The sequence below is a fragment of the Caulobacter mirabilis genome, assembly GCF_002749615.1.
Classification (GTDB): Bacteria; Pseudomonadota; Alphaproteobacteria; order Caulobacterales; family Caulobacteraceae; genus Caulobacter; species Caulobacter mirabilis.
Map to the genome: position 1 here is coordinate 3,237,446 of NZ_CP024201.1, position 19,276 is coordinate 3,256,721.

The window sequence follows — 19,276 nt, forward strand, 5'->3', positions numbered from 1 at the left end:
CGCCCGGCGTATGGGCGAAGCCCTAGTTGAAGCGGTAGCTCAGACGCAGGTAGCCGCGGCGGCCGAGCAGGTCGTAGGTCATGGTGTCGGTGTTGCCGTCGGTCCAGCTCTTCACGAACGGCGCCTTCTCGTCGAACAGGTTGTCGACGCCGAAGGCGATGTCGGCGTTGTCCCCCAGACGATAGGCGAACTGGGCGTTGTGATAGAAGACGTTCGGCGCCTCGTAGCCGATCTCGCCGGGCTGGGCGTTGAAGTCCTGCGCCTCGCCGATCCACTGCACCGACCAGGTGGCCGTCCAGCGCTCGTCCTGCACCGAGAAGGCCGCGTTCGACCGCCAGTGCGGGTAGCCGCCCGTGCCGCCGCCAACGCGACCGTCGTAGCGGATCTCCTCGGCGCCGGGGAACGGGGTGACGACGTACTCACCCAGATAGGTGGTGTTCCAGTCCAGGGTGGCGCGGCGGCCCATCAGGTCGAAGCCGTAGCGCACGCCGATGTCGACGCCGCTCATCCGCTCCTCGCCGGTGTTCACCGGCTGCGAGGACAGGAAGTTCACCTCGCCGGTCAGCGTGCTGCGGGTGAAGCTGGACGGGGCGCAGAATGGGTGGGCCAGGTTCGGCGTCGCGTAACAGACCGCCAGCTTGGTCGAACCCGGGATCGACCGAATGGCGTCGGTGATCTTGATGTCGAAGTAGTCGACGGTCACCGACAGGCCGCTCGCGAATTCGGGCTGCCAGACCAGACCCAGGGTGAAGGTCTCGGCCGACTCCGGCTTCAGGTTCTCGTTGCCGCCGACGGTCGTCAGGATGGTGGTGCCCAGCTGGACGAAATTGTTCGGCACGCCCGAGGCCTGGCAGTTCGCCTTCAGCACCGCATTGGTGCTGGTGGCGTAGCGGCTGCAGGGGTCGGTGGTCGTCAGGTTGCCCTCGGCCACGCCGCCGAACAGTTCCGGCACGCTCGGCACGCGGAAGCCGGTGCCGAAGGTGGCGCGGACGCGCAGGCTGTCGACGACGGTCCAGTTCAGACCCAGCTTGTAGGTGTCGTTGGCGCCGAACAGATCGTAATCCGAGTAGCGGACGGCGGCGTCCAGTTCGAGGCGCTTGATCAGCGGCAGGTCGGCCAGCAGCGGCGCCGAGACTTCGACGTACACCTCCTTGGCGTTCATCTTGCCGGCGATCGGGTCCTGCTGGTTGGTGTTGGCCTCGCCGGTGACGATCAGGGCGTCCGGATCACGCCAGCCCCGCTCCTGCCGGACGTCGAACCCAGCCGCGACGCCCAGCGGGCCGGCCGGCAGGTCGAACAGCGTCCCGGCGATGCCGCCGGTGAAGCTGCGCTGCTCGTTGCCGCCGGCGTCGCGGGTGTCGACCAGGATGTAGTCGAGAACCTGCTTGGTCAGGTCGGCGCCGAGGTAATCGCCGCAGGGGATCAGCGCGCCCGGCGCGTTGCCGCACACCGAGGTGTTCAGGGTGTTGGCCACGCGGGTCAGGTTGGCGATGTTGGTGTTGCCGTCGATACCCGTGTTGCGACCCCAGTTGAGCGCCGCCTCCCAGCTCCAGTTGTCGCCGAACTCGCCCTTGGCTCCGGCCACGAAGCGATAGGTGTCGGTTTCCTGGAAGAAGTGGCGCGGCCCCGGCTCGGCGAGACGGCGCTGGACCAGGAAGAGGTCCTGCCCCGTCGGATTGGTCGGGTGTGAAGCCGCGATCGGAATGTTGCGCAGCGTGCCGGGCGTGGCCAGCTGGGCGCTCTCACGGTGCGTGAAGAAGGCTTCGGCGAACAGGTCGACGCTGTCGTTCAGCTTGTAGTTCGCGATCAGGGCGGTGCTGATCCGCTCGATCGGCGAGACGGCGTTCAGATAGGCGTTCGAGTTGAAGCCGTGCTTGGCGTTGTCGTAGGCCTCGATCGAGTTGCCGGGCGTCTGGTTGAAGTTGATGAAGCTGCCGGCCGGCAGGACCGTCCCGCCCGGCAGTGTGTAGGGCGCCGACAGGCGGGCCCGGCCGCCGGCGGTGGAGCCGCTGTAGGAGCAGCTCAGTTTGCCCGGCGTCAGCTCCGCCAGGCCGCAGGGCGCGCGGCTGGCCAGGTTCACCTCGTCGGTCTTCTGGTAGGTCAGCGCCGCGACGACGCTGCCGCGGTCGCCCTTCATGCCCCAGAGGACGTCGAGCGTGGATTCCGCGCCGTCGTTCTCGCCGGTGATCCCGTACTTGCCGGTGATCTTCAGGCCTTCGAACTCCTGCAGGGTGATGATGTTGACCACCCCGGCGATGGCGTCGGCGCCGTAGATGGCCGAGGCGCCGTCCTTCAGCACCTCCATCCGGCCGATGATCGCCGAGGGGATCATGTTCAGGTCGGGCGCGCTGTTGGCGCCGGTGCCGCCGTTCACGACGCGGCGGCCGTTGAGCAGGGTCAGGGTGCGATTGATGCCCAGGCCGCGCAGGTTCACCTGCGCCGTGCCGTAGCCGTTGCCGGTCCAGTAGGCGTTGGTCTGGTTGCCGGCGGCCCCCGCGGAGGCCGGTAGGCGCTGCAGCAGGCTCTCGACGTTGCTGAGACCGGTGCGCGCGATCTGCTCCTCGGTCACCACCGTCGCGGGACCGACGCCGGTGATGTCCTGGCGCTTGATCCGGCTGCCGGTGACGACGACTTCCTCAACCTCGCTGGCCGCTTCCTGGGCCAAGGCCTGAGCCCCCATCATCGTCGCCGTCAGGACGGCGCCCACCAACAGCAGTCGCTTCGAGTTCCGGCGCATTGGCCACCCCCTTCTTGTTCAACCCCAAGCATCGGCCGACGCGAGCAGCAGCCGTGCTGATGGGCCGAACTGTCTTGTTTCAGGAAGGTCGCCCGTCAAGACATGTATATACATATCCAGCTGACCGCAGCGAAATAGGATTGCCGAAAATCTCCCCGCCCCCCCAAATTGGCCCACAAAAGCCATTCAAACTGGAGAACGCCTCCCATCGAACCGCCCGCCAGAGCACTATGACGGTTATTTTTGTCGTCGCCAAATTTCTCGATGAAAAGTGTGGAAAATTGGCAGCAAATGCGACAACTCGCCCCACGTTGAACAATATGCATACAACGGTGTGGAATATTTGAAGCGCATCTATCGGCGAAACGCCGCCTCCAAATGCGCGCCAAGGGGTGCATTTGGCAACAAATATCAATTTGTGGTGGTGATTTTGATTTGAATACATAAATTCACCGCTCGAAGACTATCTTCGACCGGCGGTCATTTTCGTACAGGCATGGCGAACACGCGCCTGCGAACGGCGCTCCGCGAGGACCCGCTCCCTATCGATACGCGCGGGCTGGACCGCTCCCTCATCCGGGCGCGGAATTTTCTGACGATCAGGCCCCGACCGGCTCCGAGCGCTTCATGACGACGGCTAGCGCCTCGGCCAGACCGGCCAGGCTGATCGGCTTGGGCAGCACCGCATCGATGCCGGCCGCCAGCATCACGGCCTCCTCTTCGGCGGAGGCCTCGGCGGTCACCGCCAGGATCGGCGTCTCCAGACCGGCGGCGCGGATGGCCACGGTCGCCTCGATGCCGTCCATGCGCGGCATTCGCAGGTCCATCAGGATCAGGTCGATGCCGCCGCGAAGCGCCGCGGCCACGGCGGCTTCGCCGTCCTCGACCATCTCGTGCTCCACGCCGAGATGATCGAGCAGCAGCGCCATGACCCGGCGATTGACCGGATGGTCCTCCGCCACCAGCACCCGGGCCCGCCCGACCTCGCCCGAACGTCGAGCCAGCGGGGCCGCCGCGATCGTCGGCTCGGCTTCCGGCAGCTCGATGTCCACGACGATGCGGGCCCCTCCGCCGGGAGCCGAGACGGCGCGGATCGCGCCCCCCATGAGCCCGACCAGCTCGCGGCTGATCGCCAGACCCAGGCCGGGGCCGACGCGCGAGCTCCCGCCGGTCACGAACGGGTCGAACAGACGATCCTGCAACTCGGGATCGATGCCCGGCCCGGTGTCGCTGACCGACAGGCTCAGCAGGACTCGGCCGTCCCCGGCGGGCGTCGCCCGGGCCTCCAGCCCGACATGGCCGTCCGGCGTGAATCTGATGGCGTTGTTCAGGAGGTTCGAAAGGACCTGCTTGATCCGCACCGGGTCGCCGACCAGCCGCTCCGGCGCGCCCTCGATACTGAAACGAAGATCCAGCCCCCTGGCGTAGGCGGCCAAGGTCCAGACCGACTCCAGCGACTCCAGGAGCTCACGTGGCGAGAAGGCCTTTCGCGACAGGCGCATGGCGCCGGTCTCGATCCGCGACAGGTCGATGATCTCGTTCAGCAGATCAAGCAGGTCGCGGCCCGATCGGCGCATGATCTCCACCAGCTCCAAGTCCGCCGACGGCAGCGGCCGACCGGCAAGAATGTCGGCGACGGCGAAAATGCCGTTCATCGGCGTGCGGAGTTCATGGCTGACGGCGGCCAGGAAACGCGACCTGGCGCGATCGACGTCGCCGACGGCGCGATCCTCGGCCATGAGGAAGAAGCCGTCCTGCCGCCCGCCCCCGCCATACCTCGGCATCAGTGCGAAGCTGACGCCTCGGCCATCGTCGGTGTGGGCGTCGAGCGACACCGGATCCCCCGCGAGCGCTCGCGCCACCCCCGTCCGCATCGCTGAACGAAGCGGCTCGAACGGGAAATACTGATCCAGCGTCCGCTGGGCCGGAAACACGTCGCGCACCTGCCGGCCGAGCAGGTCGACGGCGACCTGCGAGGTCACCCGCAGCCGGCCGTCGACCGTCGCCACCAACCGGCGCAGCCCTCTCAACGTCGCCGGATCAACGCCGCGCAGCGGGCCGCCGCTCCAGCCGTCGGATAAAGACCCAACCTGTCTGGAGACCCGCATGCCAACTGTCCTCGCCCACGACGCGACCACACCCCGACGAGCAAAGGGTCAGAGCACTCCACCCCGAGTCGTCGGAAGTAATGAGGTATTCATCATATATTCTCTGTAAACCTAGAACCGAAAATTTGCTTACTTTGATATATGGCTTTCTAGATAACACCGTGATATCTCGCTCAACGAGCGGACGAGTTTTCACTATACTAATGATATGCACGGATTATATCATACTATCTGGGGTATATCCTTCGATCTATTGAACCTCGCCCGTGAAGCGAAAAGCCCCCATCCGACCGTGGGGGCCGCTCCGCGCGCCGCCCCCTGGACCCCGACCGTCGGCGATCTCCACTAGATGGATGTCCTCATCATCGATGATCAGCCGGTCTTCCGGGAAACCCTCGCTGAGCTGATCGGCAAGCGGTTCGCCGGCGCCCACGTTCGCCTGGCCAAGGACCTGGAGAGCGGACTGTCGATGCTGGCGCAGCGACGGTCGGACCTGGTCGTCGCCGACCTCTCCTCGCCGGGCCTGCAAACCGATTCCGGCCTCAGGCTGTTGATCGAACGCGCCGACGGCCGCCCCGTTCTGGCTTTGGACGGCCGTCGTCACGGTCACAATCTGGAGCGGTCTCGCCGGGTCGGCGCCCGCGGCTATCTGACCAAGACCTCGACTCGAGCGCTGATGGACGCCGCCATCGCCCTGGTCGCGGCCGGCGGCGTCTATCATCCCGTCGACGGCGACGGCGAAGCGGACCACGACGGCGGCCGAGCCAAGGCCCTGTCGCCTCGCCAGCTGCAGGTGCTGCGCGGCCTGACCCAGGGCAAGTCCAACCGCGAGATCGCCGTCGACCTGGGCATCGCCGAGGCCACGGTGAAGTTGCATGTGCACGCCATCCTCAACGCCACCGGCGCCCGCAATCGCACCGAGGCCGCCCTGCTCGGCCGGGACGCGCACGTCGTCCAGGACTGATCGCGCCCCAGGATCACGCCCGCCAAGTCGCCGCGTGTTGACACACCGGGCCGGCGAGCGTACCCGGGAAGCCTCTCTGGTCCGCACCGGACCCGCCTCCGCGAGCTTGAGACCCGTGACCACGATCTCCTGCAAACTGCTTCGGACCCCGCCGTCCGCCGCCCCGCGCGGCGTTCGCGCCGTCCGTGCTCGCGAGGTCAAAGTCGTCTAGGCGTCCATCCGCGCCAGGCCCTAACCGCCCTCCCGAGCCGCCGCTCCGGAGGGTTTTTTATTGCCGCCGGACGCCGCGACCTCGGGTTCAAACACGAAAGTCCGGTCGATGATCGACGAACTGAACAGAACCGACACGGCGGCCCCGCCCGCCCAAGCCGGCGCCCGCCGCGACCGCTTCGTCGCCGAAGCCAAGGACCTGCTGGTCCTGGCCGGCCCACTGGTGTTCACCCAGCTCGCCCAGATGGCCATCCTGGCCACGGACGTCGTCCTGCTCGGCCGCCTGTCCACCCAGGCCTTGGCCGCCGCGGCGATCGGCAACACCGTCTACTACTTCTGCTGGCTGATCGGCAGCGGCCCGGCCTCGGCGGTCTCGCCGCTGGTCGCGCAACTGATCGGCGCCCGGCCAAAGGCCCGCGCCGGCGTCCGCCGCATCGTCCGCATGGGGCTGTGGGGGGCGATCCTGCTCAGCCTGCCGCTGGTCCCGATCCTGCTCTCGAGCCACTGGATCCTCGCCCATCTCGGCCAGGATCCGGAGCTCGCGCGCGGCGCCGGCCTGTTCACAGCCATGCTCTGCGTCGGCCTGCCCTTCTCGTTCGGCTTCCAGGTGCTGCGGAACTTCGCCACGGCGCTGGGCAAGCCGAACGCGGCCCTGTGGGTGATGCTGTCGTCGATCCTGTTCAACGGCCTGGTCGCCTGGACCTTGATCTTCGGGCACTTCGGCCTGCCGAAGCTGGGCCTGGTCGGGGCCGGCATGGCCACTTCGATGTCGGCGATCTGGGCCTTCGTGCTGATGCTGATTGTGGTCCGGGCGACGCCGACGCTGCGGCGCTACCGCGTGCTGCGGCGGTTCGGCCGGCCGATCTGGCGCACCCTGCGCGAGATCCTGACGCTGGGCATGCCGATCGGCGTGACCATGCTGTTCGAGGCGATGCTGTTCAACGCCATGACCCTGGTGGTCGGGACCTTCGGCAGCACGCCGCTGGCCGCGCACCAGGTGGCGCTGAACTTCGCGTCGGTGACCTTCATGATCCCGATGGGCGTGGCCATGGCCGCGACCGTCCGCGTCGGCCGCTTCGCCGGGGCGGGGGACCGCGAGGGCGCTCGCCGCGCGGGGTTCGTGGCCATGATCGTCGGCGCCGGCCTGATCAGCCTGTTCGGCGTGCTGATGTTCTTTCAGGGCGACTGGATCGCCGGCCTCTATATCGCCGGCCGCGAGCCCGACGACCTGAAGGTCATCGCCCTGGCGGCGCTGTTCCTCAAGGTCGCGGCCGCCTTCCAGCTGGTCGACGCCCTGCAGGTCGTCGGCGCCCAGTCGCTGCGCGGCCTGAAGGACGCCCGCACGCCGATGATCCTGGCCGGCGTCAGCTACTGGCTGTTCGGCGCCCCGATGTGCGTCTTCCTCGGCGTCTACCTGGGCATGCAGGGCCTGGGGGTGTGGATCGGCCTGGCCTTCGGGCTGGCGGTGGCGGCCGTGGCCATGTGCCTGCGCTTCCACCTGCTGACGCGGACGAAGCTGCCGCTGTGAAGCCTAGCCCTTGGCGGCCGTCGATGCGCTCGCGTCGGCGGCCTTCACGGGACTCGGCCCAACCGGCGCGGGCTTGTCGCGGAACCGCTGCTTCATCTTGGCGACCCAGCCGGCGAAGCCTTCGTTGTCGGCCACCGTCCGGCTGAAGTCGTTGGCCGTCAGCTGGCCGCCGTCCGAGGCCGCGAAGGCGACCCGCAGGGCGTCCGGATTGCGCGCCTGATCGACATAGCCGCCGTAGCGCTGGCGCAGCCGGCCCAGCGCCGCATCGTCGCCCGCCAGGCTGTAGGCCACGCCCGCGCGCAGCAGCTTGGACTCCTCGTCCGGCCGCAGCGGCAGCGGGGACTTCCAGCGCTCGCCCATGCTGGTCTCGAACAGCGCGCCGGCCTGACCCCAGTTCTTGGACTTCCAGGCGATCTCGGCGCGGATGTCGCGGGCTTCCGGCGACTTGTCGCTCTCGATGATCTCCTGGGCGGCGTCCAGGCGGCCCAGCTGCATCAACGCCCGGGCGGTGATCACCCGACGCTCGATGTTGAGGGCGTTGGGCAGCACGGTGGTGCGGCTGTTGTTGATCGCCTGCAGCGCCGCCTCGGGCTTGCGGTTCATCAGCTGGATCAGCGCCAGGTCGGTGGCCACCTGGGCCTTGGGCACGCCGTCCAGGCGGTTGTCGACTTGGTACTGCAGCAGATCCGCCGCCTGACCCAGCAGGTCGACGTCGACCAGCCGCCGCACCAGCCGCCGGACCATCAGGTCGCCGTCGGCGCCGACCGGGGTCAGTTCCTTGAAGTCGTAGAACAGGGCCAGCGCCTGGATCGGCTCCAGCCCATCGGCCATCCCGTCGAGGAACAGCGCCCGGAAGGCGGTCGCCAGGTCGTCCTGCAGCTGAACCGCCTGCGGCAGGTCCGGCAACCTTGTGCCGGCCGAGCGCAGCGCCTCGAGCGCCTCGCGATACCGCCCCTGCCCCAGGTACAGCTGCCCCAGCGCGCGGATGGTCTCCAGCTCGGTGGCGCCGCCCCGCCAGCGGTAGCGCAGGCCGTCGAAGGTCTCCGCCGCCTTCACCGGCGTGATCTTGCCCATCTGCAGCTCGAGCTGGGTGGCGTGCAGCAACGCCGGGGCGGCCAGCTGGTCCAGCGGGGCCTGGGCGATGGCCTTGTAGACGGCCAGTGCGCCGGTCTTCTTGCCCTGGGCCTCGAACATCCGCGCCTGAACCAGCCGGACGGCCAGCTGTTCGGCGTTGGGGATGGCCTTGTCCGACAGGGCCTCGGTGATCCGGCTCTGAGCGCCGTCGACGTCGCCCAGCGCCAGGGCGGCCTCGGCGTCGGCGCGCAGGAAGCGGGCCCGCCAGACGGCCGGGAACTGGTCCATGGCGATGGCGCCCTGGGCGAACTTGGCGCGGGCGTCGGCCCACTGCCCGGCCCGGGCGGCGATGTAGCCGCGCCACACTGCGCTCGACGGATCGTCGTTGAGGATCGGGATGGCGAAGTCGGTCTCCGCCTCCTTGTCCCGGCCGGCCATGGCGCGGGCGACGCCGCGCAGGCCGCGGAACTCCGGCGTGCCGGCGATGGTCTGGTTCTGGCGCGCCGCGGCGTTCAGCACGCCGATGGCCTCGTAGCTCAGCTCCGAGCCGACCAGGAACCGCGCCAGGGCCATGCGGGCCTCGACCGGCGCGTCGCGCCCCTGCCCGGCTTCCTGGGCGGCGGCGTCGGTCAGGGCGCCGTAGCGGTCCATGAAGCCGCCGGGGCCGACCTTGCCCCAGGTCTCATCGACCAGGGCGGGCATGCCGGCGGCCTTTGGGGCGCCGTCGCCCTCGGCGGTCTCGACCGGCATGGCGCCGGCCGCGGCGGGTGACAGGGCCAGGCCCGCGGGGCGGCCGATGCGGACCAGATCGCCCTCGGTGATCACCCCCAAGTCGGTGGCGTAGGGCTCGATGGCCAGGCCGTGGGCCGTGGCCAGCAGGGCCATCTCGACATAGTCCCGGCGGCTGGTCAGGCCCTTGCCGGGCGCCAGGGCGGTGACGACGGCGATGCGGTCGCCGACGGCCGGATCGTTGATCCAGACCGGGGCCGAAGCGCCGGGCAGCACAGCGGTCAGGGCGGCGCGGGCGGACTCGCCGTCGCGGTCGACCTTCACCCGTCCCGTCTCGGCGCGCGGGCCGGCGCCGAGCGCCACCGTCCAGCTGCCGCCTTCGCCGGAGACCGAGATCGGCATGGTCCGCGGCGCGACCAGACGGACAGCCGTGTAGTCTCGCCCCTTCACGGCCTGGACGCGGCTGAACTGGGACAGGCCGCGCGGCGCCTTGGAGACGTCGAGGGGCGCCGGGGCGTCGAAGACGATCCAGACGGCCTCGCCGCGCCGGAATACGGCCGCGCCGACCGGATTGGCCCAGTCGAAGCGCAGGCGGGCCTGAGACCCGGCGATATCGGTCGCCATCCGCACCACGCCGCCAGCGGGGATCGGGTTCGGACGGGGACCGCGCGGCGTCGTGTCGGCCGCAGCGGCGGCAGGCGCGGCCTCGGCCGTCTGCGTCGCCGGCGCGGCGGGCGTCTCGGCCTTGGCGAACAGGTTGACGAAAATGGCCCCGTCGGCGGCCCCGACCTTGGCGTCGGCGTCGTCGGCCAGCAGCAGATCGATTTCCAGCGCCCCGCCGACGTGACGCGCCTCCGCCCCCTTCAGCCATTTCGGCGGCAGGATGCGCAGGGTCGACAGGTCCGGCTTGGCGTCGCGGCTGAAGCGCAGCGTCAAGGTCTGGCCGTTGCGGCGCTGACTGACGCGGGCCCCGCCGGCCCAGCGGAACTCGATGCGGGTGAAGTCCTTGGCCTGGGCCGAGCGCACTTCCAGGCGCGCCGGCGCGGCGAAGGCAGGTCCGGCCACGCCCGCTGGAACGGCGACCGAAACGATACAGGCCGCCGCGACGCCCGATCTCAGAAGGGCGCGGAGCGACACCCTAGCCGGCCTTGGCCGCCGGGGCAGTCGCGGCCGGCGGAGCCGCCGTGGGCTTGGCCGGAGCCGGCGTGCGCGCGGCCTGGGCCTGCGGCTTGGCGGCGGTCGGCGCGGCGGCGGTCGCGGTTCCGGCCGGGTCGGCCACGGCGGCGCGCGCGTCGGTCAGGGCCGCATTGGCGGCGAAGCGCTTGGCGAGGTTCTCGGTCAGCTTCTTGGCCTCGGCCGGCGGCATCTGGGCCAGGATTCCGGCCAGGGTCCGCTCCTTCATCTTGGCCGCGATCGGCAGGCGGACCGAGTCCTCGAGCAGGGTGAAGCGGGCGGCGGCGTCCTTGGCCTTCATCGCCGAGAACACCGTGACCAGGCGGTTCATCTCCGCCTCGGACTTCTGGTCGGCCTGGCCGAGCAGGCCCTCGATGTCGCCCTTCAGGCCGGTCAGAGCCTTCACCCGGGCGTCCAGCTTGGCCTCGGCGGCGGCCAGCAGCTGCAGCTGCAGGTCGATGTCCTGCTCGCGCGCGTCCAGCTCGCCACGGCGCACGCCCAGGCTCTGCAGCATGCGCAGTTCGGCAGGCGACAGGTTGGCCTGTTTTGCCAGCTCGGCGGCGGTCGGGGCGCAGACGGCCGCCGGCTTGGCCGCGCCCGGCGCGGCGGCGTCGGCCGCCTTGTCGGCCTCGGCGGGCTTGTCGTCCTTCTTGCCGCCGGCCAGGTCCTCGGCGAAGGCGCGGGCCCCGCTGAACAGCTCGGGCATGGACTTGGCGCCGGCCATGGCGTTGACGGCCAGCACGCCGACCACGGCCACGCCGGCCAGGGGCAGGATGCGGGGCAGATTCTTCATCGCCGGGCTCCGGTCGCGGTGCGGAACGGATTGCCGTCCGCATCGGGTTCGAACAGGTCGTCGTCCACCCGGGCGCGCGAACGCGGGGTGGTCACAGGATCTCTTCGCACGAAAGCGTCAACGGGACGTTCCCGAAGGGCCATCGGCGGCGGCGGGGCGGCGCGACGCTCGGGCATCGCCGCCCCCTGGGTCGCGGCGGCTTCCAGCTGGTCGGCCAGGGCCTTGGCGGACTCGATCCGGGCCGCCAGGGTGTCGGACGCCTCGTCGGTGAAGGCGCGCAGGTCGGCCAGCCCCTGCTCGGCGCGGGCGGCGGCGGCGTCCAGGTCGGCGACGGCCTTGGCGAACCCCTCCTGGCTGTCCTTCAGCGCCTTGAGCTTGCGCTCCAGACGCCAGCCGAAGGCCAGCGCCGCCAGCAGCAGCGCGACGAGCACCACGTTCAGGATCGCCACGGCGGCGCTCATGTGAGCCTCTTCTGCACGGCCTGTTTCGCGGCCGGCGAAAGCGGCGCTTCACAGCGCACAGCGATATGATGATTCCGACGCCCCATGCGCCCGCGCGTGAGCGGGATCGGGCCGGCGCGCAGCTCCACCAGGCTCTCCGGCGTGGCGTTGAGCATGATGGTGTCGCCGACCTTCAGGTTCAGCACCTTGGAGAGGCCCACCTGCTGCTCGTCGAGCACGGCCCGGACCTCGGTCTGGGTGGTCCACAGCTCGGTCGCCAGGTGGCCTTCCCAGATGTTGTCGCGGCCGAACTTCTCGCCCATGAACTGCTGCAGCAGCATCTTCCGGATCGGCTCGAGCGTGGCGTAGGGCAGCAGCAGCTCGATGCGGCCGCCACGGTCTTCCATGTCGATGCGCAGCTTCACCAGGATCGCCGCATTGGCGGGACGGGCGATGGCGGCGAAGCGCGGGTTGGTCTCCAGACGGTCCAGGGTGAAGCTGACCGGGGTCAGAGGCTCGAAGGCCGCCTTCGCGTCGGCCAGCACCACCTCGACCATCCGCTGCACCAGCACCCGCTCGATGGTGGTGTAGGGCCGACCTTCGATGCGCATGGCCGCCGTGCCGCGACGACCGCCCAGCAGCACGTCCACGATCGAATAGATCAGGTTGGAGTCGACCGTCAGCAGGCCGTAGTTGTCCAGCTCCTCGGCCCGGAACACCGACAGGATCGCCGGCAGCGGGATCGAGTTCAGATAGTCGCCGAAACGGATCGAAGAGATATTGTCGAGACTGACCTCGACGTTGTCGCTGGTGAAGTTCCGCAGCGAGGTCGTCATCAGCCGGACCAGCCGGTCGAAGACGATCTCGAGCATCGGCAGACGCTCGTACGACACCAGCGCCGAGTTGATGATCGCCCGGATGCCGGTCCGCTCGGAACCGTCGTCGTCGTTGAGATCAAAGCCCAGCAGGCTATCGATCTCGTCCTGGTTCAGGATGCGCTCGGACCCGACCAGCCCGCCGTCGGCGCCGGGCTCGCTCCAGTCGGCGTTGGCCAGGGGATCGTCACCCCCCTGATTCCAGGCCGCGCCTTGCTGCTGTTCGGTCTCGTCTGCCATGCGTTACGCGCCAACCGGGCCAAGGCCTAGTTGATCAGCATCTCCTCGATCAGGACCTTGTTCACCTTGGTCGGGGCGATCACCAGGTTGACCCGACGCAGGATCTCCATGCGCAGCTGGTAGCTGCCCTGGCTGCCGGTCAGGTCTTCGGGACGCAGTTCGCGAAGGAAGGTCTGGAACATGTCCTGCAACCTGGGCAGGTTCGGGTCGAGCACCTCGACCGCGCTCTCGTCCGCCAGTTCCAGGGTCAGCTTCAGCTTCAGGAAGGTCGGCCGCCCGTCGGCGGTCTGCATGTTCACCACGATGTCCGGCAGGGTGTAGAAGATCACGCCGTCCGGGCCTTCCTTGACCACGGCCGCGCCGGCCTCGGGCTTGCCGCCCTTCTCCTCCTTCTTCTTTTCCTTCTTTTTCTCGGGTTTCTTGTGCTCGCCGGCCGCCTCGGGCTTTGGCTTGAACAGGAAGAAGGCGCCGGCCCCGCCGCCGCCCAGCACCAGAACCGCCGCCACGCCCGCGATGATCAGCAGCTTGAGCGGCGGCTTTTTCTTGCCGCCGCCCTCCTCGCCTTCGCCCTCGACCGCGTCGTCGGGCTCGGCTTCCTTGACCTTGTCGTTGGCCACGCGCGCGGCTCCCCAGAATCCTTGCCTCCCCTCAATGGTGTAGGTTGGTTAAGGATCGGTTCCGAACATGGTTAACAGGCCGATGCGCGGCGAGTTTTGCCCACCCCTCCCGGCGCTCTCGCCGAACGCCCGGCAAGAACCGCCCCTTAACGCCGATTAACCTTCTTCATCACTGATTTATCAGGACTTTTAGACCTGGCCCGGGCCTTGCATTAACCACGCCGAACGCAATCGGCGTCGGCTTGCAGCAGGGAGACCGCCATGGACAACACGATGTACGTCGCCCTGTCGCGCCAGATGACCCTGCGCCGCGAACTCGACATCGTCGCCAACAACATCGCGAACGCCAACACCAACGGCTTCAAGATGGAAAGCGCCATGGTCCGGACCGACGCGTCGGACAAGGCCAAGATGGTCGACGGCCCCAAGAGCCTGAAGTTCGTGATCGACGACGGCGTGCTGCGCGACTTCGGCCAGGGCGTGATCTCGCAGACCGGCGGGGCCTTCGACCTGGCCATCGACGGCCAGGGCTATTTCCAGGTCCGCACCGCCGCCGGCGATCGCTACACCCGCGACGGCCGCTTCACCCTGTCGCCGGACGGCCGGCTGACCACCCAAAAGGGCGACCCGGTCCTCGGCGAGGGCGCCGAGATCATCATCAATCCCGAGGACGGGCCGGTCACCATCGCCCAGGACGGGACCTTGAGCCAGAAGGGCCAGCGCATCGGCAAGATCGACGTCATGACGTTCGACGATCTGGCCGGCCTGTCCAAGGAGGGCAGCAACCTCCTGCGCAACACCTCCAACGTTCCGCCGCAGGTCAGCACCGTCTCGCGCATCAAGCAGGGCATGCTGGAAGGCAGCAACGTCGACTCGATCACGCAGGTCACCCGCCTGATCGAGATCAGCCGGGCCTACGAGAGCATGGCCCGCACCATCGAAGGATCATCCGAACTGTCCCGCCGCTCGGTCGAGCGGCTGGGTCGGGTCGCTTAGGGAGTAGCCTCAGATGCAGGCTCTGCGCACCGCCGCCACGGGCATGTCCGCCCAGCAGATGAACGTCGAGGTCATCTCGAACAACATCGCCAACATGAACACCATCGGCTTCAAGCGTCAGCGAGCCGAGTTTCAGGATCTGCTCTACCAGAGCATCGAGCGGGCCGGCGCGCAGTCTTCGGACCAGGGCACCATCGTCCCCACCGGCGTCCAGGTCGGCGGCGGCGTGAAGACCGGCAGCGTCTACCGCATCACCCAGCAGGGCTCCCTGATCAACACCGGCAACACCTTCGACCTGGCCATCGAGGGTCGCGGCTACTTCCAGATCCTGCTGCCGACCGGCGAGACCGCCTACACTCGCGCCGGCAACCTGTCGCGCAACCAGGAAGGCCAGCTGGTCACCGACGACGGCTATCTGCTGCAGCCGCCGATCACCATCCCGACCGACGCCACCGACGTGGCCATTTCCAAGACCGGCATCGTCCAGGCGCTGCGCGACGGCGTCGCCGAGCCCGAGGTCGTCGGTCAGATCGAACTGGCCGCCTTCCTTAACGAGTCCGGCCTGGAAGCCCAGGGCGACAACCTGTTCCTGGAGAGCGCCGCCTCGGGCCCGCCGCAGATCAGCACCCCGATGCTGAACGGCCTGGGCAAGATGCTGCAGGGCTACACCGAATCCTCGAACGTGGACGCGGTGAGCGAAGTGACCGCCCTGATCGTCGCCCAGCGCGCCTACGAGATGAACTCCAAGGTCATCACCGCCGCGGACGAGATGCTCCAGGCGGCCAATGCGGTGAAGTCATAAGATGCGCCGGCTCGCCCTGATCCCGGCCGCCTGCGCGATCCTGGCCGCTTCGCCCGCCCTGGCCGGGCCGGTCAGCCTGTGGCCCGAGGTGTCCGACAGCGACGGCCGCGTCACCCTGGGCGACATCTTCGAAGGCGCCGGCGCGGCGTCGGATATCCTGGTCGCCAACCGCACCGGCCCGACCGTGGTCCTGGACGCCCTGGCCGTGCAGCAGCTGGCGCGCCGCTCGGGCCTGGACTGGGACAACAGCCAGGGCATCCGCCGGATCATCGTCCGCGCCGGCGCCGGCCCCGCGCCCGTGTCGACGACCGCCGACCGCGCCGGCGCGGCGTCGGCCGCGCGCGGCAATGTCGAGATCCTCACCTGGGCCCGCAACCTGAACCCCGGCGAAGTCATCCAGCCGCAGGACCTGGTCTGGGGCAAGGCCGTCGGCGCGGCGGGCGACGCCCCGCGCGACCCCGACGCCGTCATCGGCATGAGCGTCCGCCGCCCTCTGCGCGAGGGCGCGCCGGTCTCGATGCGCGACATCGCCGCCCAGCAGGCCGTCAAGCGCGGCGAGTTGGTCAACGTCACCTGGTCTGACGGCTCCATCACCTTGACCCTGCAGGGCAAGGCCGTGACCGACGCCGCCGTCGGCCAGACCTTCTCCGTCCAGAACCTGGCCTCGAAGAAGATCGTCGAGGCCGTCGCCGTCTCGCCGGGCCAGGCCGTCACCGGCCCCGAGGCCCAGCGGCTGAAAGCCGCCGCCCTGTACGCCGCCCGTTAGTTCCAGAGGATCCGCCCATGCGCCTCCCCCTGATCGCCGCCCTCGCCTTCGTCCCGCTCGCCGCCTGCTCGACCGTCGCCGAGACGGTGCGCGGCCCGAACCTGTCGCCGGTCGGCTACCCGTCCGCCCTCACCCCGAACGACCAGAACTTCGCCTCGGTCCGCGAGCCGCAGCCCCAGGCCGCCAGCGCCAACTCGCTGTGGCGGGTCGGAGCCCGCACCTTCTTCGGCGACCAGCGCGCCGCCCGGGTCGGCGACATCCTGACGGTGCAGATCGACATCGACGACTCCGCCCGCACCCAGAACAGCACCGCCACCTCGCGGGCGGCCAACTCCAAGATGGGCGTGCCGCACTTCTTCGGCCTGGAAAGCTCGCTCGGGAAAATTCTGCCGGGCGGGTTCGATCCCTCGGCGATGGTCGAGACCGGCTCCAACAGCACCAAGGCGGGCTCGGGCTCGATCAGCCGTTCGGAGAAGATCAGCCTGACCGTCGCGGCCGTGGTCACCGGCGTCATGCCCAACGGCAACATGGTCATCCAGGGCACCCAGGAGGTGCTCACCAACGGCGAGCTGCGCCGCCTGACCGTGTCGGGCCTGGTGCGGCCGGAGGACATCTCCGCCGCCAACACCATCAAGCACACCCAGATCGCCGAGGCCCGCATCGCCTACGGCGGCCGCGGCGACATCAGCCGCGCCCAGAAGACCCCGGTCGGCCAGGGCCTGGTGGAGACGTTCACGCCCTTCTGACGCCGTTGTTAACCAACGGTTCCCAGAATGTTCTGAACCTTAACAAGACATGGCGCGTTGGTCCTGCTGAAGGGAACCACACGCCATGTCTCGTACGCTTGCCATCCTCGCCGCGCTGGCCGGCCTGTCGCTGGGCGGCTGCATGCACCAGACCGACGTCGCCGGCCTGGGCTGGACCTATCAGGACGACACCGGCGAAGGCCCCAAGCTGGCCTATGGCGCGCCGCAGTCCGACAACATCGTGATGATGATGACCTGCCAGCCGGGCGGCCGGACGGTGAACCTGTCGCTCCTTGGCGGCTCGCCTCATGAGCGGCTGACCCTGGCCTCGAACGGCAGCCGCCAGGCCTTCCCGGCCACGGCCAGCGACCATCCGGGCGACGGCTTCATGGTCGAGGCGGACGCGCCGCTGGCCGCGGGGCCGCTCGCTCAGTTCGAACAGACCGGCCGCCTCACGCTGATCAGCCGCGGCCGCAGTGCGCCGCTCGACGCCGCCCCGGCCGAACGGGCGCAGGTCGAGCGCTTCTTCGAAGCCTGCCGGGCCGAAAGCGCGGTCGCCTAGGCCCGCCGGCCCGCTCCGGCGGCGCCGATGTTGTCCATGCCCAGGGCCGACAGGGCGCCGGCGACGATGCCGTCGGCGTCGAGGCCCGCCTGGGCGTACATGATGTCCGGCTTGTCCTGGTCCTGGAAGACGTCGGGCAGCACCAGGGTGCGCACCTTCAGGCCGCGGTCCAGCGCACCGTGGGCGGCCAGCTCCTGCAGCACGAAGGCGCCGAAGCCGCCCATGGCGCCCTCTTCGACCGTGATCAGCGCCTCATGTTCGCGGGCCAGGCGCAGGATCAGGTCGACATCGAGCGGCTTGGCGAAGCGGGCGTCGGCGACGGTCGCCGAGAAGCCGCGCGCGGCCAGCAGGTCGGCGGCCTTCAGGCTCTCGCCCAGGCGGGTGCCGAACGACAGGATGGCGACGCTGGTCCCCTCGCGGACGATGCGGCCCTTGCCGATCTCCAGCGGATCGATGCTGGCCGGGAACTCCAGGCCCAGGCCTTCGCCGCGCGGATAGCGGAAGGCGCTCGGGCGGTCGTCGATCTGGGCGGCGGTGGCGACCATGCGGGCCAGCTCGACCTCGTCGGCGGCGGCCATCAGCACCATGCCGGGCAGCGCCCCCATGAAGCCGACGTCGAAGCTGCCGGCGTGCGTCGGGCCGTCGGCGCCGACCAGACCGGCGCGGTCCATCGGGAAGCGCACCGGCAGGCGCTGGATGGCCACGTCGTGGACGACCTGGTCGTAGCCGCGCTGCAGGAAGGTCGAATAGATGGTGCAGAACGGCTTCATGCCGTCGGCGGCCAGGCCGGCGGCGAAGGTCACCGCATGCTGCTCGGCGATACCCACGTCGAACATCCGGTCCGGGAAGGCCTTCTCGAAGATGTCCAGACCGGTGCCCGAAGGCATGGCGGCGGTGATGGCGACGATGCGGTCGTCCTTCTCGGCCTCCTTCACCAGCTGCTGGGCGAAGACCTTGGTGTACTGGGGCGGGCCGCCGGCGGACTTGGCCTGCTCGCCGGTGACGACGTTGAACTTGACCACGCCGTGGTACTTGTCGGCGGCGTTCTCGGCCGGGGCGTAGCCCTTGCCCTTCTGGGTCACGACATGGAGCAGGACCGGCCGGTCGATCTCCTTGGCGTTCTTCAGCAGCGGCACCAGGGCGCCCAGGTCATGACCGTCGACCGGCCCGACGTACTGGAAGCCCAGCTCCTCGAAGAAGGTCCCGCCGGTGACCATGCCGCGGGTGTATTCCTCGGCCTTGCGGGCGGCTTCCTGCAGCGGGCGCGGCAGGGCGTGGGCGACCTTCTTGCCGAGGTTGCGCAGCGACTGGTAGCCGCCGCCCGAGACCACCCGGGCCAGATAGGCGCTCATCCCGCCCACCGGCGGGGCGATCGACATGTCGTTGTCGTTCAGGATGACCAGCAGCTGTTTGGTCGTGTCGGCGGCGTTGTTCATGGCCTCATAGGCCATGCCGGCGCTCATCGAGCCGTCGCCGATCACGGCGATGACCTTGTTGTTCTCGCCCTTGGCGTCGCGGGCGGCGCAGAAACCGAGCGCGGCCGAGATCGAGGTGGCGGCGTGGGCCGCGCCGAACGGATCGTACTCGCTCTCCGCCCGCTTGGTGAAGCCCGACAGGCCGTTGCCCTGGCGCAGGGTTTTCATCCGGTCGCGGCGACCGGTCAGGATCTTGTGCGGATAGGCCTGGTGGCCGACGTCCCAGATCAGGATGTCCTTGGGCGTCTCGAAGACATGGTGCAGGGCCACCGTGAGCTCGACGACGCCCAGGCCCGCGCCGAGGTGACCGCCGGTGACGGAAACCGCATCGATCGTCTCGGCCCTTACCTCTTCGGCCAGCTGCTTCAGCTCGGGGATCGAGAGGTCACGCGTGTCGGCGGGCGACGAAACTTTGTCGAGCAGCGGCGTAGGGGTGGGCAT

15 protein-coding genes are annotated in these 19,276 nt (G+C 69.2%); 7 read left to right on the plus strand and 8 right to left on the minus strand.

Annotation, left to right across the window (positions count from 1 at the left end):
- Nucleotides 1-22: 22 nt before the first annotated feature.
- Both CSW64_RS15535 and CSW64_RS15540 read right to left on the minus strand, forming a co-directional pair.
- Nucleotides 23-2,737 carry a TonB-dependent receptor gene (locus tag CSW64_RS15535; RefSeq protein WP_099622951.1) on the minus strand — a complete coding sequence of 905 codons (2,715 nt, stop codon included), beginning with the start codon at nt 2,735-2,737 and terminating at the stop codon, nt 23-25.
- Nucleotides 2,738-3,336: 599 nt separating this feature from the next.
- The gene (locus CSW64_RS15540; RefSeq protein WP_099622952.1) at nt 3,337-4,845 is read right to left on the minus strand and encodes an ATP-binding protein; all 1,509 of its coding nucleotides are present in this window, start codon (nt 4,843-4,845) and stop codon (nt 3,337-3,339) included.
- A 349-nt stretch (nt 4,846-5,194) separates the two neighbouring features.
- Between CSW64_RS15540 and CSW64_RS15545 the strand changes: the two genes are divergently transcribed.
- Together CSW64_RS15545 and CSW64_RS15550 are read left to right on the plus strand one after the other, a co-directional pair.
- Nucleotides 5,195-5,809: a LuxR C-terminal-related transcriptional regulator gene (locus CSW64_RS15545; RefSeq protein ID WP_099622953.1), complete on the plus strand. Its 615-nt coding sequence runs from the start codon at nt 5,195-5,197 to the stop codon at nt 5,807-5,809.
- A gap of 319 nt (nt 5,810-6,128) precedes the next feature.
- The gene (locus CSW64_RS15550; RefSeq protein WP_099622954.1) at nt 6,129-7,547 is read left to right on the plus strand and encodes an MATE family efflux transporter; all 1,419 of its coding nucleotides are present in this window, start codon (nt 6,129-6,131) and stop codon (nt 7,545-7,547) included.
- Nucleotides 7,548-7,550: 3 nt separating this feature from the next.
- Here CSW64_RS15550 and CSW64_RS15555 read toward each other — a convergent pair whose 3' ends face one another.
- The 5 genes from CSW64_RS15555 to CSW64_RS15575 all read right to left on the minus strand — a co-directional run bounded on the left by CSW64_RS15555 (nt 7,551) and on the right by CSW64_RS15575 (nt 13,488).
- On the minus strand, nt 7,551-10,415 hold the full coding sequence (locus CSW64_RS15555) for a tetratricopeptide repeat protein (protein WP_342745821.1): 2,865 nt from the start codon (nt 10,413-10,415) through the stop codon (nt 7,551-7,553).
- Between the two features lie 73 nt (nt 10,416-10,488).
- Nucleotides 10,489-11,316, minus strand: coding sequence for a MotE family protein (locus CSW64_RS15560; protein ID WP_099622956.1), 828 nt, complete (start codon nt 11,314-11,316; stop codon nt 10,489-10,491).
- Nucleotides 11,313-11,777, minus strand: a complete 465-nt coding sequence (locus tag CSW64_RS15565; protein WP_099622957.1) for a DUF6468 domain-containing protein — start codon at nt 11,775-11,777, stop codon at nt 11,313-11,315. Before CSW64_RS15565 ends, CSW64_RS15560 begins: the two co-directional genes overlap by 4 nt.
- On the minus strand, nt 11,774-12,871 hold the full coding sequence (fliM, locus tag CSW64_RS15570) for a flagellar motor switch protein FliM (RefSeq protein WP_342745822.1): 1,098 nt from the start codon (nt 12,869-12,871) through the stop codon (nt 11,774-11,776). Before fliM ends, CSW64_RS15565 begins: the two co-directional genes overlap by 4 nt.
- A gap of 26 nt (nt 12,872-12,897) precedes the next feature.
- The gene (locus tag CSW64_RS15575; protein ID WP_099622958.1) at nt 12,898-13,488 is read right to left on the minus strand and encodes a flagellar basal body-associated FliL family protein; all 591 of its coding nucleotides are present in this window, start codon (nt 13,486-13,488) and stop codon (nt 12,898-12,900) included.
- Between the two features lie 261 nt (nt 13,489-13,749).
- Between CSW64_RS15575 and flgF the strand changes: the two genes are divergently transcribed.
- From flgF to CSW64_RS15600, 5 genes are all read left to right on the plus strand, one after another.
- Complete coding sequence (flgF, locus tag CSW64_RS15580) at nt 13,750-14,484, plus strand: flagellar basal-body rod protein FlgF (protein ID WP_099622959.1); 735 nt, start codon at nt 13,750-13,752, stop codon at nt 14,482-14,484.
- A gap of 13 nt (nt 14,485-14,497) precedes the next feature.
- Nucleotides 14,498-15,286 carry a flagellar basal-body rod protein FlgG gene (gene flgG / locus CSW64_RS15585; protein WP_099622960.1) on the plus strand — a complete coding sequence of 263 codons (789 nt, stop codon included), beginning with the start codon at nt 14,498-14,500 and terminating at the stop codon, nt 15,284-15,286.
- A 1-nt stretch (nt 15,287) separates the two neighbouring features.
- Nucleotides 15,288-16,052 carry a flagellar basal body P-ring formation chaperone FlgA gene (gene flgA / locus CSW64_RS15590; RefSeq protein WP_099622961.1) on the plus strand — a complete coding sequence of 255 codons (765 nt, stop codon included), beginning with the start codon at nt 15,288-15,290 and terminating at the stop codon, nt 16,050-16,052.
- A gap of 17 nt (nt 16,053-16,069) precedes the next feature.
- Complete coding sequence (gene flgH / locus CSW64_RS15595; RefSeq protein ID WP_099622962.1) at nt 16,070-16,798, plus strand: flagellar basal body L-ring protein FlgH; 729 nt, start codon at nt 16,070-16,072, stop codon at nt 16,796-16,798.
- Nucleotides 16,799-16,883: 85 nt separating this feature from the next.
- Complete coding sequence (locus tag CSW64_RS15600) at nt 16,884-17,360, plus strand: hypothetical protein (RefSeq protein WP_099622963.1); 477 nt, start codon at nt 16,884-16,886, stop codon at nt 17,358-17,360.
- On the opposite strand, the gene dxs is transcribed toward CSW64_RS15600, so the two are convergent.
- Nucleotides 17,357-19,276 carry a 1-deoxy-D-xylulose-5-phosphate synthase gene (gene dxs / locus CSW64_RS15605; RefSeq protein ID WP_099622964.1) on the minus strand — a complete coding sequence of 640 codons (1,920 nt, stop codon included), beginning with the start codon at nt 19,274-19,276 and terminating at the stop codon, nt 17,357-17,359. The genes CSW64_RS15600 and dxs overlap by 4 nt on opposite strands.

Excerpts from the sequence above, each read along its gene's own strand:
- flgG (WP_099622960.1), top strand. The coding sequence starts at position 14,498 with ATGCAGGCTCTGCGCACCGCCGCCACGGGCATGTCCGCCCAGCAGATG.
- CSW64_RS15535 (WP_099622951.1), bottom strand. The coding sequence starts at position 2,737 with ATGCGCCGGAACTCGAAGCGACTGCTGTTGGTGGGCGCCGTCCTGACG.
- flgH (WP_099622962.1), top strand. The coding sequence starts at position 16,070 with ATGCGCCTCCCCCTGATCGCCGCCCTCGCCTTCGTCCCGCTCGCCGCC.
- dxs (WP_099622964.1), bottom strand. The coding sequence starts at position 19,276 with ATGCCCACCCCTACGCCGCTGCTCGACAAAGTTTCGTCGCCCGCCGAC.
- CSW64_RS15545 (WP_099622953.1), top strand. The coding sequence starts at position 5,195 with ATGGATGTCCTCATCATCGATGATCAGCCGGTCTTCCGGGAAACCCTC.
- CSW64_RS15600 (WP_099622963.1), top strand. The coding sequence starts at position 16,884 with ATGTCTCGTACGCTTGCCATCCTCGCCGCGCTGGCCGGCCTGTCGCTG.
- CSW64_RS15560 (WP_099622956.1), bottom strand. The coding sequence starts at position 11,316 with ATGAAGAATCTGCCCCGCATCCTGCCCCTGGCCGGCGTGGCCGTGGTC.
- CSW64_RS15565 (WP_099622957.1), bottom strand. The coding sequence starts at position 11,777 with ATGAGCGCCGCCGTGGCGATCCTGAACGTGGTGCTCGTCGCGCTGCTG.
- fliM (WP_342745822.1), bottom strand. The coding sequence starts at position 12,871 with ATGGCAGACGAGACCGAACAGCAGCAAGGCGCGGCCTGGAATCAGGGG.
- flgA (WP_099622961.1), top strand. The coding sequence starts at position 15,288 with ATGCGCCGGCTCGCCCTGATCCCGGCCGCCTGCGCGATCCTGGCCGCT.
- CSW64_RS15550 (WP_099622954.1), top strand. The coding sequence starts at position 6,129 with ATGATCGACGAACTGAACAGAACCGACACGGCGGCCCCGCCCGCCCAA.
- flgF (WP_099622959.1), top strand. The coding sequence starts at position 13,750 with ATGGACAACACGATGTACGTCGCCCTGTCGCGCCAGATGACCCTGCGC.
- CSW64_RS15540 (WP_099622952.1), bottom strand. The coding sequence starts at position 4,845 with ATGCGGGTCTCCAGACAGGTTGGGTCTTTATCCGACGGCTGGAGCGGC.